Genomic DNA, 16,369 nt, shown 5'->3' on the forward strand with positions numbered 1-16,369 from the left:
ACAATGCTAGCCATTCCGACCAGCGCGCTCACTCCGCCCGACGCTCCCGACGAAGGACCTCGTGCCGCGGGCTCGCCGGGTTCAACAGCGAGTGGCGTCGCCCGTAGGCGAAGTACACGATGAGACCGATCACCAGCCAGACCCCGAACCGCAGCCACGTCTCCCAGTGCAGCTGCAGGATCAGGAAACCGGAGGCCAGGACGCCGAACGCCGGGACGAACGGCATCAACGGCAACCGGAAGGAGCGGGGCTCGTCCGGCTTCGTGTACCGGAACACGATCACGGACACGCAGACCACGATGAAGGCGGCCAGGATGCCGATGTTCGTCAGGTCGGCGACCTGCTTGATCGGGAACACACCGGCGAAGACGGCTGCCGCGCCGCCGGCGATCCAGGTCACCCGCTGCGGCACTCCTCGCCGGTCCGTGCGCGAGAACCAGCGCGGAAGGAGCCCGTCGCGACTCATCGAGAACCAGACGCGGGTGACACCCAACAGGAACGTCAGCATCACGGTGAGGATCGACAGGACGGCGAAGACGGAGATGATCGTCGCCACCACAGGGAGGCCGACGCTCTGGAACGCCGATGCGAACCCGGCCGTGGGGTCGATGTCGGTGTAGTTCTGCATGCCGGTCAGCACGAGAGTGGCCGCGACGTACAGGAGCATGGCGATGATGAGGGAGAGGATGATCGCCTTCGGCATGTGCTTCTTGCCGTCCTTCGCCTCCTCGGCCGCCGTGCTCATCGCGTCGTATCCGAAGACCGCGAAGAAGACCGTCGCGGCACCGGCGAACACCGGCCCGAAGCCGCTGGGCAGGAACGGGTCGTAGTTCTCCCCGTTGATGTAGAAGACCCCGAGGCCGATGATGAACAGGATGAGCAGGACCTTGATGCCGACCGCGATGAGCTCGAATCGACCGAAGGCCTTCGTCCCGCGGCTCAGGATGAAGGTCACGAGGAGACAGACGAAGATGGCGGGGAGATTGACGAGGCCGCCCTTCCCCTCGTCGGCGGTCGAGGTCATCCAGGCCGGCATGTGGATCCCGATGCCCGACAGGAAGGCGTCGAAGTAGCCGGAGATCCCGATCGCGACCACCGCGACGATCGCGATGTACTCGAGCAACAGGTCCCAACCGATGAACCAGCCGATGATCTCGCCGAGCGCCACATACCCGTAGGTGTACGCGGACCCGGCTCGCGGGATCATGCCGGCGAACTCCGCGTACGACAAGGCGGCGGCCGCGGAGGCGAGACCCGCGATCAGGAAGGAGAAGAGGACGGCCGGCCCGACGGCGGGCGATGTCTCACTCCCATGCGCGACGAGTCCGGCGAGTGAGAAGATCCCCACCCCGATGATGCCACCGACCCCGATGGCCGTGAGCTGCCAGAGCCCGAGGCTCTTGAACAGTTTCGAGCCGGAGGTCTCATCTTCGATCTCCGCGATGGGCTTCTTCCGGAGCAGCGAACGGCTCCGATCGTCTGTACTCATGCTTGCCTCCGACGATGCTGCGGGCGTCGTTGCACCGCGCCATCGACGATAGCTGAGAACCAGCGGGGAGTGACCCGCCGATTGTCGGCCTACTCGGCCGCGTACCGCTGCGGGATCGCCAGGCGCTGCCCCGGCTCGACGCCAGCGGTGCTGAGCTGGTTGAGGTTCATGATCTCTGCGATGACGTCTCGCGGGTCGGCGTCGGGGGCGATCGACTCGGCCAGCTGCCAGAGCGATTCGCCCGGGTCGACCGTGATGTACGTGAACGTGGCTCCCGCCGCCGCCGTGTTGGCCGCGGCACCGCCTGCGGAGAGTCCGACGACCGCGACGCCGATGACCAGCGGGATGGCGGCGAGCGTGGTGAACACGACGCGACCGCGCTTCGTCAGGCGGAGGCGACGTGTGGACGGTGCGTCCGACGTCGGTACCTGCGCCGTCCGTGCGGGAAGCGCCCGGTGGGACCCGATCAGTGCTGCGCTCATGTCAACCCTCCAAGAGTGTGCTCATCGTGTGATGAGGACTCGTACCCGACACTCGACCAGGAGTGCCGGATACGAACCTGTGTTCCGAATATATCTTCGATTGTTCGAATACTCAACCCTGTCTTCGTACCTGAGACGCGCGGGATCGGCGACACGCTCGAACAGATGTTTGTCTGGACGAGCTGGTGCGGATACAGTTTCGAGTGTTGGAAGCAGTACACCACCACCCACCGACATCGGTCACCGACAGCCGATCAGGGGAGGAGCGAAGATGGCAGCGAACACGGCGGGCGACGGAGCCCGGGAGCGCCAGATCGGCGGCACCCGGCGACGGAAGAGCCTGAGCGACAAGCAGCTGGCGATCCTCGACGTCATCCAGCGTTCGGTCTCGCAGCGCGGGTATCCGCCGAGCATGCGTGAGATCGGTGACGCCGTCGGGCTCGCCTCACTGTCGAGTGTCACGCACCAACTCGGACAGCTCGAGCTCAGCGGATACCTCCGACGCGATCCCAACCGTCCCCGCGCCATCGAGGTGCTCATCGACCTGCCGAGCGCCGTCGAGGGCAGCGATCCCGACTCCGCTCCCCCGGTCGGCGACGCCGCCATGGTTCCGCTCGTCGGTCGCATCGCCGCCGGCATCCCGATCACGGCCGAGCAGCAGGTCGAGGAGATCTTCCCCCTGCCCCGCCAGCTGGTCGGCAAGGGCAGTCTGTTCATGCTGAAGGTCGTCGGCGACTCGATGGTCGACGCCGCGATCTGCGACGGCGACTGGGTCGTCATCCGCGAGCAGAAGACCGCCGAGAACGGCGAGATCGTCGCGGCGATGCTCGACGAGGAGGCGACCGTGAAGGTGTTCCGCCAGCGCGACGGTCACACCTGGCTGCTCCCCCGGAACTCGGCCTTCGAACCGATCCTCGGCGACCACGCCGAAGTCCTCGGCAAGGTCGTCGCCGTGCTCCGGACGGTCTGACCGACCGGACCATTCCGCGGAACCGACGAGGGACGGGACGATCCGTGGATCGTCCCGTCCCTCGTCCGTGTAGGCCCCTCGACGTCAGCCGGTCGCACCGACCCGTGCGCGGACCGCACGCGTCGCCTCGACGATGTTGGCGAGGGAGGCGACCGTCTCCTCGTAGCCTCGCGTCTTGAGTCCGCAGTCCGGGTTCACCCAGACCTGGCGCTGCGGGATCCCCTCCAGTGCGATCTCGAGCAGCGCCGTCACCTCCGCGACGCTCGGCACCCGAGGCGAGTGGATGTCGTAGACGCCTGGGCCGATGCCGTGGTCGAAACCACTCGCCCGGATGTCGGACACGACCTCCATCCGAGACCGTGCCGCCTCGATGCTCGTCACGTCGGCGTCCAGTCGTCGGATCGCGTCGATCACCACCCCGAACTCGGAGTAGCAGAGGTGGGTGTGGATCTGCGTCTCGGCGTGCACGCCCGCGGTCGCCAGCCGGAAGGAGCCCACCGACCAGTCGAGGTACCGCCCCTGGTCGGCCCGCCGGAGCGGGAGCAGTTCGCGGAGTGCGGGTTCGTCGACCTGGATGATGCGGATGCCGGCCCGCTCCAGGTCGGCGATCTCGTCGCGCAGGGCGAGGGCGACCTGGTTCGCCGTCTCGGCGAGCGGTTGGTCGTCGCGCACGAAGGACCAGGCGAGGATCGTCACCGGGCCCGTGAGCATGCCCTTCACCGGCTTGGTGGTCAACGACTGCGTGTAGGCCGACCACTCGACCGTGATCGGCGCCGGCCGCGAGACGTCACCCCACAGGATCGACGGACGGGTGCATCGCGAACCGTAGGACTGCACCCACCCGTGCTCCGTCACCGCGAACCCGTCGAGGTGCTCGGCGAAGTACTGGACCATGTCGTTGCGCTCGGGCTCGCCGTGGACGACGACGTCGATGCCGAGGTCCTCCTGCAGCGCCACGACGCGCCCGATCTCCGCGCGCATCGTCTCGACGTAGGCCTCCTCGTCGAGCGTCCCGGCGACCCGCTGCGCGCGGGCACGACGGATGTCCGCGGTCTGCGGGAAGGAGCCGATCGTCGTCGTGGGGAGGAACGGCAGGCCGAGCGCCTGCTCCTGCGCCGTGGCGCGCTCCTGGTAGTCGTCTCGGGTGAAGTCGGCTGGTGCGAGCGCTGCCGTTCGTGCGCGGATGGCGGCATCGACGACGCCGGGCGCGGCCAGCCGATCGTCGAGCGCGGCCGACGCTGCGGTGAGCTCGGCCGCGATGGACGCACGCCCCCGGGTGAGGCCGCGTGCGAGGACCGCGATCTGATCCACCTTCTGGTCGGCGAAGGCGAGCCAGCTCCGGAGACGGGGGTCGAGCTTCGTCTCCACCGACACGTCGTGCGGGACGTGCAGGAGGGAGGTCGAGGTGGACACCGCGAGCTGCGGGAAGCGCTCCGCCGCGCGCGCCAGGAGATCGGCCGCGGCGGCCAGGTCGCCGCGCCACACGTTGTGGCCGTCGATCACCCCGGCGACGACGGTCTTCGACGCGAGTCCGGCCGACGACTCAGGCAGGCCTCCTCGGACGAGGTCGACACCGACAGCCTCGACCCCCGAGGCGGCCAGCACTGGGAGGGCGTCGCCCAAGGCGCCGTAGGGAGCCGCGACGAAGATCGCCGGGCGGTCGGACACGGCGGACAGGACGGCCGTCGATCGTTCGATCGCCGCGAGGACCGTCGACCTCGGCACGTCGAACGTCTCCGACACCAATGCGGGTTCGTCGAGCTGCACCCAGGGCGCGCCGGCAGCGGCGAGGCGCTGGAGGAGTTCCGCGTAGACGGGCAGCAACGCCTCCAGTCGATCGATCGGGGCGAATCCCGCTGAGGCCCCCTCGGCCGCCTTGGACAGCAGCAGGAACGTCACGGGGCCCACGATGACCGGCCGCGTCACGTACCCCTCGGCGAGGCCCTCGCGGAACTGCTCGACCACTCGGTCGTCGGAGAGCGCGAACGGCGTCGACTCGCCGATCTCCGGGACGAGGTAGTGGTAGTTCGAGTCGAACCACTTCGTCATCTCGAGCGGGGCGAGGTCGCCGGCGCCACGAGCGATCGTGAACGCCCCGGCGAGGTCGACCCGACCGTCGGCCCCGACGAGCGACGAGAAGCGGTCCGGGACGGCGCCGACGGTGAGCGCGGCGTCCAGGACCTGGTCGTAGAACGCGAAGCTCTCGGGGATCGCGGCGTTCGTCGGGTCGAGGCCGAGCCCCGCGAGGCGGGCACGCGTGGCGGCACGCAGCTCGGAGGCCGTCCGCTCGAGCGCCTCGGCGTCGATCCGGCCGGCCCAGAAGGACTCGACGGCGCGCTTCAACTCCCGGTTCGGCCCGATGCGCGGGTAGCCGAGGATGGTGCCGACGGGGAATGGGGAGGTGGGGTTCATCGTGCGTCCTTGCTGGTGAGTGGGTCGGGGATGGGATGGCGGATCGGTCGGTCGCCTTGCATGGGGATGCCGGCACGGTGCAACACGTCGAGCACCGTCCGATGCTGGTTGAAGGCGTAGAGATGGACGCCCGGCGCGCCGCCCGCGACGACGTCGCGGATGAGTCGTGCGGAGTACTCCGTGCCGATGTCGATCCGTCCCGCTTCGTCCGGCTCGACCTCGAGTGCGATGGCCAGGTCGCTCGGGAGCGCCTCGCCGCTGAGCTCGAGCACCCGACGCAGCCGCGCCGGACTCGTGATGGGCATCACGCCCGGCAGGATGGGCATGGTGACGCCGTGACGTCTCGCACGTTCGGCGAAGGCGAGGTAGTCGTCGGCATGGAAGAAGAGCTGGGTGATGGCGAGCGTCGCCCCCGCCGCCTGCTTGGCCAACAGGGTGTCGAGGTCCTGCGTCGTCGACCGGGAGCGCGGGTGACCGTTGGGGAACGCGGCGACCGCGATCCGAGGCCGACGGCGTCGACCGAGCTGCACCGCGCCCGGGAGGCCGGCCAGCGACCCCTCGGCGTAGGGCTCGTGCTCGGCACTGACCCGGCCGATGAGCTGCACGAGTTCCGCGGCGCTCCCCAGATCACCGAGGAAGGCGTCCCCCTCGACCGCGCCGGCGGGCGGGTCGCCACGGAGCGCGAGGAAACTGTGCACCCCGGCGTCGAGGAAGTCCTTGATGAGTCGGCTGGCCTGCGCGTGCGTCGAGCCGACGCACGTGAGATGGGCCATCGGATCCACCGAGGTCGACGTCCGGATGCTGCGCAGCACGTCGAGGCTCGCCGTTCGCGAGGAACCACCGGCGCCGAAGGTGACCGAGATGAACTCCGGGCCGGCGGCGGCCAGGTGCTCGACCGTCCGTGCGAGCGCGAGGCCGCCGTCGAGCGTCTTCGGCGGATACAGCTCGAACGAGAAGGGGGTGCGCCCGGGACAGGCGGGCTCCGTCGTGATCATGAGGTCTCGTCTCGGTGGCAGCGGATCGAGAGCCGGCGACCACGCAGCACGCAGCGGTTCCGCTGGTGTGTCGTGGGCGGGTGCCGGGCTCGGCTGTCGCTCCGATTCCGCCGGTGAGGGCGGGTACGATGCGCACGACGATAGCAACGCCCGACGATCCGCGCGACGGACATCCGTCCGACAGCGTCATCCTGCGACACATTCCCCCGGCGGCGCTCCGGTCCTACGCTGATGCCATGACCGTGGGCACCAGGCACCGGGGCGCCGAGCGCCGAGTACTCGGTTCGCGCGTCATCGCGTCCTGCGTGGCGGTGGTGATCGCCCTGTCCGGGTGCACGACCGCCGGTTCGCCCGTGCCGCGGGCGACACGCGCAGCCTCAGCGGTGGACCTCGTGGTCGAGTTCCGTCAGAACCGGGACCAGTACGCGAGCGACGCCGCGATCGTCCGTGTCGGCAACGGCGGCGACCACGACATCACGATCGTCGGACTCGAGCTGGCGGGGTCGGCGTTCACCGCGCCGACCGTCCGGGACCGATCCTCGACGGTCCGCGCTGGACAGACCACGGACCTCGCCGTCGAGCTGCCCCCGATCGACTGCGACGCACACGACGGGGACGCGCAGGTCGATCTCCTGCTCCGACTCGACGACGGCGCGGTCCTGTCCGCCGCCGACCTCCCCGATCCGACGAACGCGCTGCAGCGGATCCGTGCCTCGACGTGCACGGTGGCGGCGGTGCAGCGTATCGCCGAGGTGGCGGCCGCACCCGGGATCCGCCTCGAGGGAGTCGGGTCCACCACGGTCGCCGTCCTGACGATCACGGCCGTACCGACCGGCGCTCCAGGCAGGCTGGAGCTCGTCACACTGCGGTCGACGGTCCTGCTGCGACCGGCGCCGACCGACGGCGGCGGTGACCCGCCCCAGGACTGGCCGCTCAGCCTGAACGTCGACGCCGCCGACGGGCCGCAGTCCGTCGAACTGCGGATGGTGCCGACGCGGTGCGACCCGCACGCCCTGGCGGAGGACAAGGTGGGGACCCTCTTCCCACTCGTCGTGCGGATCGACGACGGCCCGGAGGCCGTCATGACCCTGCCGCTCGACGCCGACACGGCGGAGGCACTCAAGGATGCCGTCCGCGCGCGCTGCGCGTGAGGAGTCGGGTCAGCCGGCCACGGCGGGTGCCGGGACGACCTCGGCGAACGGCGCGAGGGCGGCGGCGAGCTCGGCACCGACCAGGGCGTGCACGATCGTGCCACGCTCGTCGTAGTCCGTCGACAGCACCTTGCCGCGTTCGTGCAGCAGCGTGACGAGGTCTCCGCGGTCGAAGGGCACGATGACGTGGACCTCGTTGCTCGGCGACGGGATCAGCGTCTCGATGCGCTCCATGAGCTCGTCGATCCCGAGACCGGTGCGGGCCGACACGAAGACGGCGTCCGGGACGAGACCGCGGAGCACGAGCAGCTGGCCGTCGTCCACGAGGTCGGCCTTGTTGAACACGACCAGCTCGGGGATGTGCCGAGCTCCGACCTCGCCGATGACATCGCGCACGGTGGCGATCTGGCCGGCAGGGTCGGGGTGCGCGGCGTCGACGACGTGCACGATGACGTCGCTGTCGGCGACCTCTTCGAGCGTCGAGCGGAAGGCCTCGACCAGCTGGTGCGGCAGGTTGCGCACGAACCCGACCGTGTCGGCCAGGGTGTACTCGCGTCCGTCGGAGGTCACGTTGCGGCGGACCGTCGCGTCGAGTGTCGCGAAGAGCGAGTTCTCGACCAGGACGCCGGCCTTCGTGATGCGGTTCAGCAGGCTCGACTTGCCGGCGTTCGTGTACCCCGCGATCGCGACCGACGGCACCGTGTTACGACGACGGTTGGCCCGCTTGGCCTCGCGCGCCGGCTTCATCGCCGTGATCGACTTGCGCAGTTTCGCCATCCGGGTGTGGATGCGGCGTCGGTCGAGTTCGATCTTCGTCTCACCGGGGCCCCTCGAACCCATACCGGCGCCGGCACCACCGACCTGGCCACCGGCCTGACGGCTCATCGACTCACCCCAGCCTCGGAGGCGGGGCAGGAGGTACTCGAGTTGGGCGAGCTCGACCTGTGCCTTGCCCTCTCGGCTCTTCGCGTGCTGGCTGAAGATGTCGAGGATGACCGCCGTGCGGTCGATCACCTTCACGCCGACCGCGTCCTCGAGGGCGCGACGCTGGCTGGGTGCGAGTTCCGTGTCGGCGATCACCGTGTCGGCGCCGAGCGCCTGGACGATGGACTTCAGTTCCTGGGCCTTGCCGCGACCGAGATAGGTGCTCGGGTCGGGGTGCGGTTTGCGCTGCAGGAGCCCGTCGAGGACGACGGCGCCGGCGGTCTCCGCAAGCGCTGCGAGTTCGCGCAGGGAGTTCTCCGCGTCGTGGAGCGCACCCTGCGGGTAGACGCCGATGATGACGACGTTCTCCAGCCGGAGCTGCCGGTACTCGACCTCGGTGACGTCCTCGAGCTCGGTCGAGAGCCCGGCGACGCGACGGAGGGCCTGTCGGTCCTCGCGGTCGTACTGCTCGCCGTCGTCGGAGCTGCCGCCCGAGGCATCACCCGTCTGCAACGCCGCGGCACCGCTGCCGAACAGGGTGTACCCGCTCGATCGGGACGCGGCGCTCGTGAGCACGCGCGCGACGACGTCGTCGGGATCGGTGGCCGAGGCGCCGTCCACCACCGCCTCGACATCGACATCGGTGTCGTCTGCGTGGTCCTGGGGTGCGTCCATCGGTGGTCTAGGCATCGCGTTAACCCTACTTCCTCCTGGTCCGGTACCGTTCCTGTATGTCGAACGAGCACTACTTCACCGCCGAACCCGCGAGCGAGTTGCAGCTCAAACCGATCACCGCACGTCTCGGCGGCGTCGACCGTTCGCTCGTCTCGGCGGGTGGCATCTTCAGTCCGGGTCACCTCGATCAGGGCACCCAGGTGCTGCTCGCGAACACCCCTCCTCCCCCGCCGGCGGGCGACCTCCTCGACATCGGCTGTGGCTGGGGTCCGATCGCCCTGTCGCTCGGGCTCGCGTCGCCGGACGCGACCGTCTGGGCGGTCGACGTCAACGAACGGGCGCTCGACCTGACCCGGATCAACGCGGAACGCCTCGGGCTCGCCAACATCCGTGCCGTCCTCCCCGACGACGTCCCCGACACGGTCCGCTTCGCGACCATCTGGTCGAACCCGCCGATCCGCGTCGGCAAGGACGAGCTGCACCGCATGCTGATGCACTGGTTGCCGCGGCTCGAGGACGAGGGTGACGCCTGGCTCGTCGTGCAGAAGAACCTCGGCTCCGACTCACTGCAGAAGTGGTTGCAGGAGCAGCTGCCGACGTCGTTCCACGTCGGACGTGCGGCCATGGCCAAGGGCTTCCGCGTCCTGCACGCCAGGCGTCGGGAGCTCCGTTCGGCCTGACCGGCTCAGGCCAGGGTGATCGTCCCGGAGTAGACGAGCGTCGCCGGGCCGGCCAGCACCACGTGCTCGCCGTCCGTGCCTGGCACCATGCGCACCCCGAGCACGCCGCCCGGCACCTCGACGCGCCAGTCGTTCGGAGCCGCCGCGCCCGCCCAGTGGCGGAACGCGAGTGCCGCGGCAGCCGTCCCGGTGCCACAGCTCAGGGTCTCGCCGCTCCCGCGCTCGTGGACGCGCATGCGGATCCGGGCCACGCCGTCGGCGATGAGCGGCTCACCCGGGACGACCAGCTCGACATTGGCACCGTGCGGCGGTACGGGGTCGAGCTGTGGGACGTACTCCAGCTCCGCTCCGTCGAGTTCGGCGGCGTCGGCGACCGCGACGACGATGTGCGGGTTGCCGACGTCGATCCCGATCCCCGGGCGGGCCACGGGCAGCCCCTTCACCCGGACGAGCGTCTCCCGCTCGTCGAGGCTCCAGCGGCCGAGGTCGACGGCGTAGCCGAGCGGGTCGTAGCCGACCATTCGGACGCCGGCGCGGGTGCCGATGGCGAGCTGTTCGCCAGGTGCCAGCTCCACGAGCCCGCTCTCGAGCAGGTAGTGCAGGAACACCCGGATGCCGTTGCCGCACATCTCCGCGACCGAACCGTCGGCGTTGTGGTAGTCCATGAACCACTCCGCGGCAGGGTCTTCAGCGAGCACGGCCGCCCCGGCATCGAGGTGCGCGGACCGGACGGCGCGGATGACGCCGTCGGCCCCGATCCCGAAATGCCGGTCGCAGAGCGCCGCGATCTGGCCAGGATCGAGGGCCTCCTGGCCGTCGGGATCGGAGAAGAGCACGAAGTCGTTGCCCGTGCCGTGGCCCTTCGTGAAGGAGAGTGTCGACGCCATCCGACCAGTCTACGGGCGCACTCGGTGGGCCAGCTCACTGGCCTCGGTGCTGCCGCCCTCCACCCAGGTGATCGCCGGATAGCGCTTGAACCAGCTGACCTGACGGCGCGCGTACCGCCTCGTCAGACGCTGGGTCTCGGCGATCGCCTCCGCTTCGGTGAGCTCCGACCGCAGTTGCGCCACCGCTTGGGCGTACCCGATCGCACGGCCGGCGGTGACGCCCTGCTCGAGGCCGTGCTCGAGCAGCTCGGCAGTCTCCGCGACGAGTCCTGCATCCCACATCATCTCGACGCGCCGGTCGAGGCGCTCGACGAGGACCTCTCGCGGCGTCGAGACCCCGATGACCTCGACCGGCCGCCATGGGACGGGGCGTTCCGGAAGCGCTGCACCGTGGCCGCGCTCGGCCAACTCGTGGACTTCGAGTGCGCGCACGACCCGGCGGGCGTTCGCCGCATCGATGCGGTCGGCGGTCGCGGGATCGGCCAGGCGGAGCCGCTCGATGAGCGCCGGGAGCCCCTCCTCCTCGAGTTCCCGTTCCAGGCGCTCGCGCAGGGCGCGGTCTCTCGGGGGGAACCGGAAGTCATGGATGACGCTCGAGACGTACAGCCCGGAACCGCCGACGAGGATCGGCGTCACCCCACGCGCTGTGAGCTCGTCGATCACCGCGCGAGCCGTCGGCTGGTACCAGGCGACGGACGCCTCCTCCGTGACGTCCAGGACGTCGAAGAGGTGGTGCGGGATCCCGCGCCGCTCCTCCATGGGCAGCTTCGCGGTCCCGATGTCCATGCCGCGATAGAACTGCATGGCATCGGCGTTGACGATCTCGGCTGGACGCCCCGCCTCGCGGAGAGCGGTCGCCAGCTCGAGCGACAGCGCGGACTTCCCCGTCCCGGTCGCTCCGACGACCGCGAGGAAGCCGGTCACCGACGTTCGCCGTCGCTCGGGTCGTAGATGGGCGACGTGGTCACGCCGACGGTCGGCGCCCCGATGCGCAGGCCCGGCAGGCCGAGCGAGACCCGGCCAGGCTCCGCCGCACCGGCCGGCGTCGGCACGCCGCAGGAGTCGGCCTGAGCTCGATCCCACGCGTCTCCGGCACGCGTCCGACGGACCCGCAGGGGTTCACCACCGGGTGCGTCGGCGATGAGGTGGAAGGACGCGGCCTCGGTGATGGTCACGGTCACGACATCGCCCGGTCGCGGCACCTCGGAGCCCGCCGGCACCTCGAAGTGGACGAGCCGGGAGTCCTCGGCCCGCCCGCTCAGTCGATGCGTGGCGTCGTTCTTGCGACCCTCGCCGACCGCGACGAGCAACTCCACCTGCCGGCCCACCTGGCGCTGGTTCTCCTCGAGACTGATGCGGTCCTGCAACGCGATGAGGCGCTCGTACCGTTCCTGCACGACGGCCTTCGGGACCTGATCGGGCATGGTGGCCGCCGGAGTCCCGGCACGGATCGAGTACTGGAAGGTGAAGGCGCTGGCGAACCGTGCGGCCTCGACCACGCGGAGGGTCTCCTGGAAGTCCTCCTCCGTCTCGCCGGGGAACCCGACGATGATGTCGGTGGAGATGGCCGCATGCGGGATCCTGGCACGGACCCGATCGAGGATCCCGAGGAAGCGCTCGGACCGGTAGGAGCGACGCATGGCCTTGAGGATGCGGTCGGAGCCCGATTGCAGCGGCATGTGCAGTTGCGGCATCACGTTCGGCGTCTCGGCCATCGCGTCGATCACGTCGTCGGTGAAGGCGGCCGGGTGCGGGCTCGTGAACCGGACGCGCTCCAGGCCCTCGATCGTGCCGGCCGCCCGCAGGAGCTTGCCGAACGCCTGACGATCCCCGAACTCGACACCGTAGGAGTTCACGTTCTGCCCGAGTAGCGTCACCTCGATGGCGCCGTCCTCGACGAGCGCGCGCAGCTCACCGAGGATCTCGCCCGGGCGACGGTCCTTCTCCTTGCCGCGGAGCGACGGCACGATGCAGAAGGTGCACGTGTTGTTGCACCCGACGGAGATCGAGACCCAGCCGCTGTAGCTGGAATCGCGTTTGGTCGGGAGGGTGGAGGGGAAGGTGTCGAGCGACTCCAGGATCTCCAGCTGGGCCTCGTCGTTGTGCCGGGCCCGCTCCAGCAGCGACGGCAGTGAGCCCATGTTGTGCGTCCCGAAGACGACGTCCACCCACGGGGCCTTCCGGAGGATGACCTCTTTGTCCTTCTGCGCCAGACAACCGCCGACGGCGATCTGCATGCCGCTGCGCTGCTTCTTGATCGATGCCAGGTGGCCGAGGTTGCCGTACAGCTTGTTGTCGGCGTTCTCTCGGACCGCGCAGGTGTTGATGACCACGATGTCCGCCTGCTCGCCGTCCGCCTTGATGTAACCGGCGGCCTCGAGTGACCCGCTGAGCCGCTCGGAATCGTGCACGTTCATCTGGCACCCGTAGGTGCGGACCTCATAGCTCCGCTGCCGACCTGACTCGTCGATCGCGGCGGGTGAGGCGCTGATGACCGTGGGCGTCTCGACGATGCTGCTCATACCGGCAGTCTACGCGCGGCCTGAGATGCCTCCGGTCAGCGGAAACTCACGCCGGAACGCTTCGACCCCGACAGGGCACGCGAGCACGCCTCACGGATGATCACCGAGCCGTATCCGCGTCTCGCGAGATAGGCCGACAGACGTCGCTCGGCCGTCGCCTGATCGAGGGAGCGCAGTTGACCGGCGCGCTTCTCGGCGACGACCAGCGCTCGTCGGAGCTCGTCGTCGTCGTCGATGGCTTCGAGGGCCTCGGAGACGATCGAGGCGTCGATGCGTCGCGAGGAGAGTTCGCGGCCGATCACCGCACGGGACTGCCCCTTGCGGGTGTGCAGGCTCTCGACGAGTTGACGCGCGAGTTCGGCGTCGTCGAGATAGCCGCGTCGGCGGAGCTCGGCGAGGACGTGCTCGACCTCGTCGGGTGCGGCGTCGTGGCCGCGGAGGAGTTCCGCGATCTCCCACTCGGAACACCCGCGGCGGGCGAGTCGTCGCACCGCGAGCAGGTCGAGTTCGGCCAGCCGGACCTCCGGATCGACCGGAGCCTCGACCTCATCGGCTTCGGCTCGGTCGTCTGCGTCGTCTTCCGGCGCCTCGACGGCCGCGGTCCAGGCGAGCGTCCGCGGGGCGGGCTCAGGTGGTGTCGTCGGGCTCGTCGCCGTGGGGGCATCGCTTGACACGTCGCGCGGCGGGGTGGTCTCCGTCTCGGTGCGCTCGGTGGGCGTCCGCCGCAACGGAGCGACGGGACGCACGACGGGCGCGGCCACGACCGGTGCGTCGTCGGTCTGCCCGACGAACCAACCGTCGGGCTCGGCAGCTGCATCGGGCGCCGGACGGCGCCCGAACAGCGAGGTCACGGGGCCACGTGCTCCGACGACTCGTCGGCCGGACCGGCGGGAGGGAAGGAGACGACCATGGTGACCTCGCTGTTCGGGGCGCGCGTTACGCGCTGCGCTTCGCGGCGGACTTCGGTGCGCCGGCGGCTGCGAGCTGCGGGGCTCCACCGGTCGCCGCCTCGAGCGCGGCGGCCTCGGCAGCAGCGACCTCGGCTGCGGCGGCATCCGCGGCCTTCTTGGTGGCGGCACCCTCGGCACCGACACCGAGCTTGCCGAGGATCCGGCGCTCGATCTCAGCGGCGATGTCCGGGTTCTTCAGCAGGAAGTTCCGGGCGTTCTCCTTGCCCTGACCGAGCTGGTCGCCCTCGTAGGTGTACCAGGCGCCGGCCTTCTTGACGATGGCGTGCTCGACACCGAAGTCGATCAACGACCCTTCGCGGGAGATGCCCACGCCGTACAGGATGTCGAACTCGGCCTGCCGGAAGGGCGGAGCCATCTTGTTCTTGACGACCTTCACGCGCGTGCGGTTACCCACGGCCTCCGTGCCGTCCTTCAGCGTCTCGATGCGACGGATGTCGAGTCGGACCGAGGCGTAGAACTTCAGGGCCTTACCACCGGCGGTCGTCTCGGGGCTGCCGAACATCACACCGATCTTCTCGCGCAGCTGGTTGATGAAGATCATCGTCGTGTTCGTCTGGTTCAGGCCACCGGTCAGCTTGCGCAGGGCCTGCGACATGAGGCGGGCCTGCAGACCGACGTGCGAGTCACCCATGTCGCCCTCGATCTCGGCGCGGGGCACGAGCGCGGCGACGGAGTCGATCACGATGAGGTCGATGGAACCCGAGCGCACGAGCATGTCGGCGATCTCGAGCGCCTGCTCACCCGTGTCGGGCTGGGAGACGAGCAGCGAGTCGATGTCGACGCCGAGCTTCTTGGCGTATTCGGGGTCGAGTGCGTGCTCCGCGTCGATGAAGGCGGCGATGCCGCCGGCACGCTGGGCGTTCGCGATGGCGTGCAGCGTGAGCGTCGTCTTACCCGAGGACTCAGGCCCGTAGATCTCGACGATGCGGCCTCGCGGGAGCCCTCCGATGCCGAGCGCGACGTCGAGGGCGATCGAGCCGGTTGAGACGACCTCGACCGGTGCGCGCTCGTCGCTGCCGAGGCGCATCACCGAGCCCTTGCCGAACTGACGGTCGATCTGGGCGAGTGCGGTTTCGAGGGACTTCTCGCGTTCAGCTGGACTTGGCATGGTGTGCTTCTCTCTGCTCGGTGTCGGGTGCCTATAGACTGTCGCCGCGTGTTCCGGGACCCGCTTCTGCTGAAGGTCGGGGCCCGAGGGCGACAAGGCGTCGGTCGTTCCTGATGTCTCCAACGGTACGCGCCACCACCGACATGCACCGGTGGACGGCTCGATCCGTGCAGAACGCACTCACGAATGATCCTGTGGAGGACACTAGCACCACTAGAACGGATGTTCGATACCGATCGGGCGGCGTGTCGAAGACCGCTTCGCCCGTGACGTGGGACGCGCTACGCGCCCGGCTGCAGTCGTCCGACGCCGTGGCGTCGCTCCTCCGGCACGTCGGTCGCGGTACACAGCGCGATCCAGACGTCGCGGGGCGGGACACCGGCGCGCAACGCCTCCTCGGCGGTCTTCGAGCCGAACTCGGTGAGTCCGAGGTCACCGGTGAGCACCGCTCCGTACGCCGCGCCGAACTCGTCGGCGACGGCCGTCCTGAACTCACTCAGCTTCATTCCTGCTCCTGTCCCTTCCTCCGTCGTCCGTCCGGACGCGGAAACGCCCCGGGAGAGGGATCCCGGGGCGTTCTCCTGCCGTGCTCGCTCGATCAGCGGGAGACGAGTTCGTCCAGCTCGTTGACCAGTTCGTCCGGAACGGTGTCCGGGATGTTCGGGGAGAGACCCTCGATGACCGCGAGGCGGTCTCCGACCTCTCGCATGATGACGGAGATGGGGGTGTCGAGGGCGTCGGCCACCGAGGCGAGGATCTCGCTCGATGCCTCCTTCTGGCCTCGTTCGACCTCGCTCAGGTATCCGAGTGCGACGCTCGCCTTGCTCGCCACCTGGCGCAGCGTGCGACCCTTCTGCAACCGGAAGTCCCTCAGCACGTCGCCGATCTCTTGACGGACTAGAACCACGTGACCCTCCCTCTGTGCTCTACGACCTCGTGTCGTACAGCGCTCTGCTTCTGCAACGCGGATTCACGTTGTCCCAGCTGATCGCCGTCTCGTTCGTGGATGGCCAACATTACAACCACCGTATGCCGAACAGTAACCAGGATCACTGGGCTTTTCTTGTGAATACGTCATCTGTAACGCGATGGAAACGGACGGT

General features: G+C 69.3%; 15 protein-coding genes. 3 read left to right on the plus strand and 12 right to left on the minus strand.

All coding sequences use genetic code 11. The annotated features are described in order from the left end of the window. Positions 1–28 precede the first annotated feature (28 nt). Both FGL15_RS00690 and FGL15_RS00695 read right to left on the minus strand, forming a co-directional pair. The gene (locus FGL15_RS00690; RefSeq protein ID WP_138944592.1) at positions 29–1,489 is read right to left on the minus strand and encodes an amino acid permease; all 1,461 of its coding nucleotides are present in this window, start codon (positions 1,487–1,489) and stop codon (positions 29–31) included. Between the two features lie 89 nt (positions 1,490–1,578). Then, complete coding sequence (locus FGL15_RS00695; protein WP_079002676.1) at positions 1,579–1,971, minus strand: LysM peptidoglycan-binding domain-containing protein; 393 nt, start codon at positions 1,969–1,971, stop codon at positions 1,579–1,581. A 271-nt stretch (positions 1,972–2,242) separates the two neighbouring features. Here FGL15_RS00695 and lexA point away from each other — a divergent pair, with 271 nt between their 5' ends. Further along, entirely contained in the window at positions 2,243–2,941 is a 699-nt protein-coding gene (gene lexA / locus FGL15_RS00700) for a transcriptional repressor LexA (protein ID WP_071262299.1), read from the plus strand. A gap of 84 nt (positions 2,942–3,025) precedes the next feature. On the opposite strand, the gene metE is transcribed toward lexA, so the two are convergent. Beyond that, entirely contained in the window at positions 3,026–5,353 is a 2,328-nt protein-coding gene (gene metE / locus FGL15_RS00705; RefSeq protein ID WP_138944593.1) for a 5-methyltetrahydropteroyltriglutamate--homocysteine S-methyltransferase, read from the minus strand. Then, positions 5,350–6,348 carry a methylenetetrahydrofolate reductase gene (locus FGL15_RS00710; RefSeq protein WP_138944594.1) on the minus strand — a complete coding sequence of 333 codons (999 nt, stop codon included), beginning with the start codon at positions 6,346–6,348 and terminating at the stop codon, positions 5,350–5,352. The genes metE and FGL15_RS00710 overlap by 4 nt, the downstream gene beginning before the upstream one ends. 236 nt (positions 6,349–6,584) lie before the next feature. Here FGL15_RS00710 and FGL15_RS00715 point away from each other — a divergent pair, with 236 nt between their 5' ends. Next, complete coding sequence (locus tag FGL15_RS00715) at positions 6,585–7,499, plus strand: hypothetical protein (RefSeq protein ID WP_138944595.1); 915 nt, start codon at positions 6,585–6,587, stop codon at positions 7,497–7,499. Between the two features lie 9 nt (positions 7,500–7,508). Here the strand turns inward: FGL15_RS00715 and hflX are convergent, their stop codons facing one another. Next, on the minus strand, positions 7,509–9,113 hold the full coding sequence (hflX, locus tag FGL15_RS00720) for a GTPase HflX (RefSeq protein WP_240773685.1): 1,605 nt from the start codon (positions 9,111–9,113) through the stop codon (positions 7,509–7,511). A 41-nt stretch (positions 9,114–9,154) separates the two neighbouring features. On the opposite strand from hflX, the gene FGL15_RS00725 reads away from it, so the two are divergent. Continuing rightward, on the plus strand, positions 9,155–9,778 hold the full coding sequence (locus FGL15_RS00725) for a class I SAM-dependent methyltransferase (protein WP_138944596.1): 624 nt from the start codon (positions 9,155–9,157) through the stop codon (positions 9,776–9,778). A 5-nt stretch (positions 9,779–9,783) separates the two neighbouring features. On the opposite strand, the gene dapF is transcribed toward FGL15_RS00725, so the two are convergent. The 7 genes from dapF to FGL15_RS00760 form a co-directional block, all read right to left on the minus strand. Next, a complete protein-coding gene (gene dapF, locus FGL15_RS00730) occupies positions 9,784–10,665 on the minus strand; it encodes a diaminopimelate epimerase (RefSeq protein WP_138944597.1) in 882 nt (293 codons plus the stop codon). A gap of 9 nt (positions 10,666–10,674) precedes the next feature. Then, positions 10,675–11,589 (minus strand): tRNA (adenosine(37)-N6)-dimethylallyltransferase MiaA, encoded by a 915-nt coding sequence (gene miaA / locus FGL15_RS00735; RefSeq protein WP_138944598.1) that lies wholly within the window; start codon positions 11,587–11,589, stop codon positions 10,675–10,677. Then, complete coding sequence (gene miaB / locus FGL15_RS00740; protein WP_138944599.1) at positions 11,586–13,187, minus strand: tRNA (N6-isopentenyl adenosine(37)-C2)-methylthiotransferase MiaB; 1,602 nt, start codon at positions 13,185–13,187, stop codon at positions 11,586–11,588. The genes miaA and miaB overlap by 4 nt, the downstream gene beginning before the upstream one ends. Before the next feature lie 35 nt (positions 13,188–13,222). After that, on the minus strand, positions 13,223–14,038 hold the full coding sequence (locus FGL15_RS00745; RefSeq protein ID WP_168223263.1) for a regulatory protein RecX: 816 nt from the start codon (positions 14,036–14,038) through the stop codon (positions 13,223–13,225). A gap of 85 nt (positions 14,039–14,123) precedes the next feature. Beyond that, positions 14,124–15,266 carry a recombinase RecA gene (gene recA, locus FGL15_RS00750; RefSeq protein WP_079707085.1) on the minus strand — a complete coding sequence of 381 codons (1,143 nt, stop codon included), beginning with the start codon at positions 15,264–15,266 and terminating at the stop codon, positions 14,124–14,126. Positions 15,267–15,547: 281 nt separating this feature from the next. Next, complete coding sequence (locus FGL15_RS00755) at positions 15,548–15,772, minus strand: DUF3046 domain-containing protein (protein ID WP_138944601.1); 225 nt, start codon at positions 15,770–15,772, stop codon at positions 15,548–15,550. A 92-nt stretch (positions 15,773–15,864) separates the two neighbouring features. Further along, entirely contained in the window at positions 15,865–16,173 is a 309-nt protein-coding gene (locus FGL15_RS00760; protein ID WP_056012120.1) for a helix-turn-helix domain-containing protein, read from the minus strand. Between the last annotated feature and the right edge of the window lie 196 nt (positions 16,174–16,369).

It is taken from the genome of Plantibacter sp. M259 (genome assembly GCF_006065115.1).
GTDB lineage: Bacteria > Actinomycetota > Actinomycetes > Actinomycetales > Microbacteriaceae > Plantibacter > Plantibacter auratus.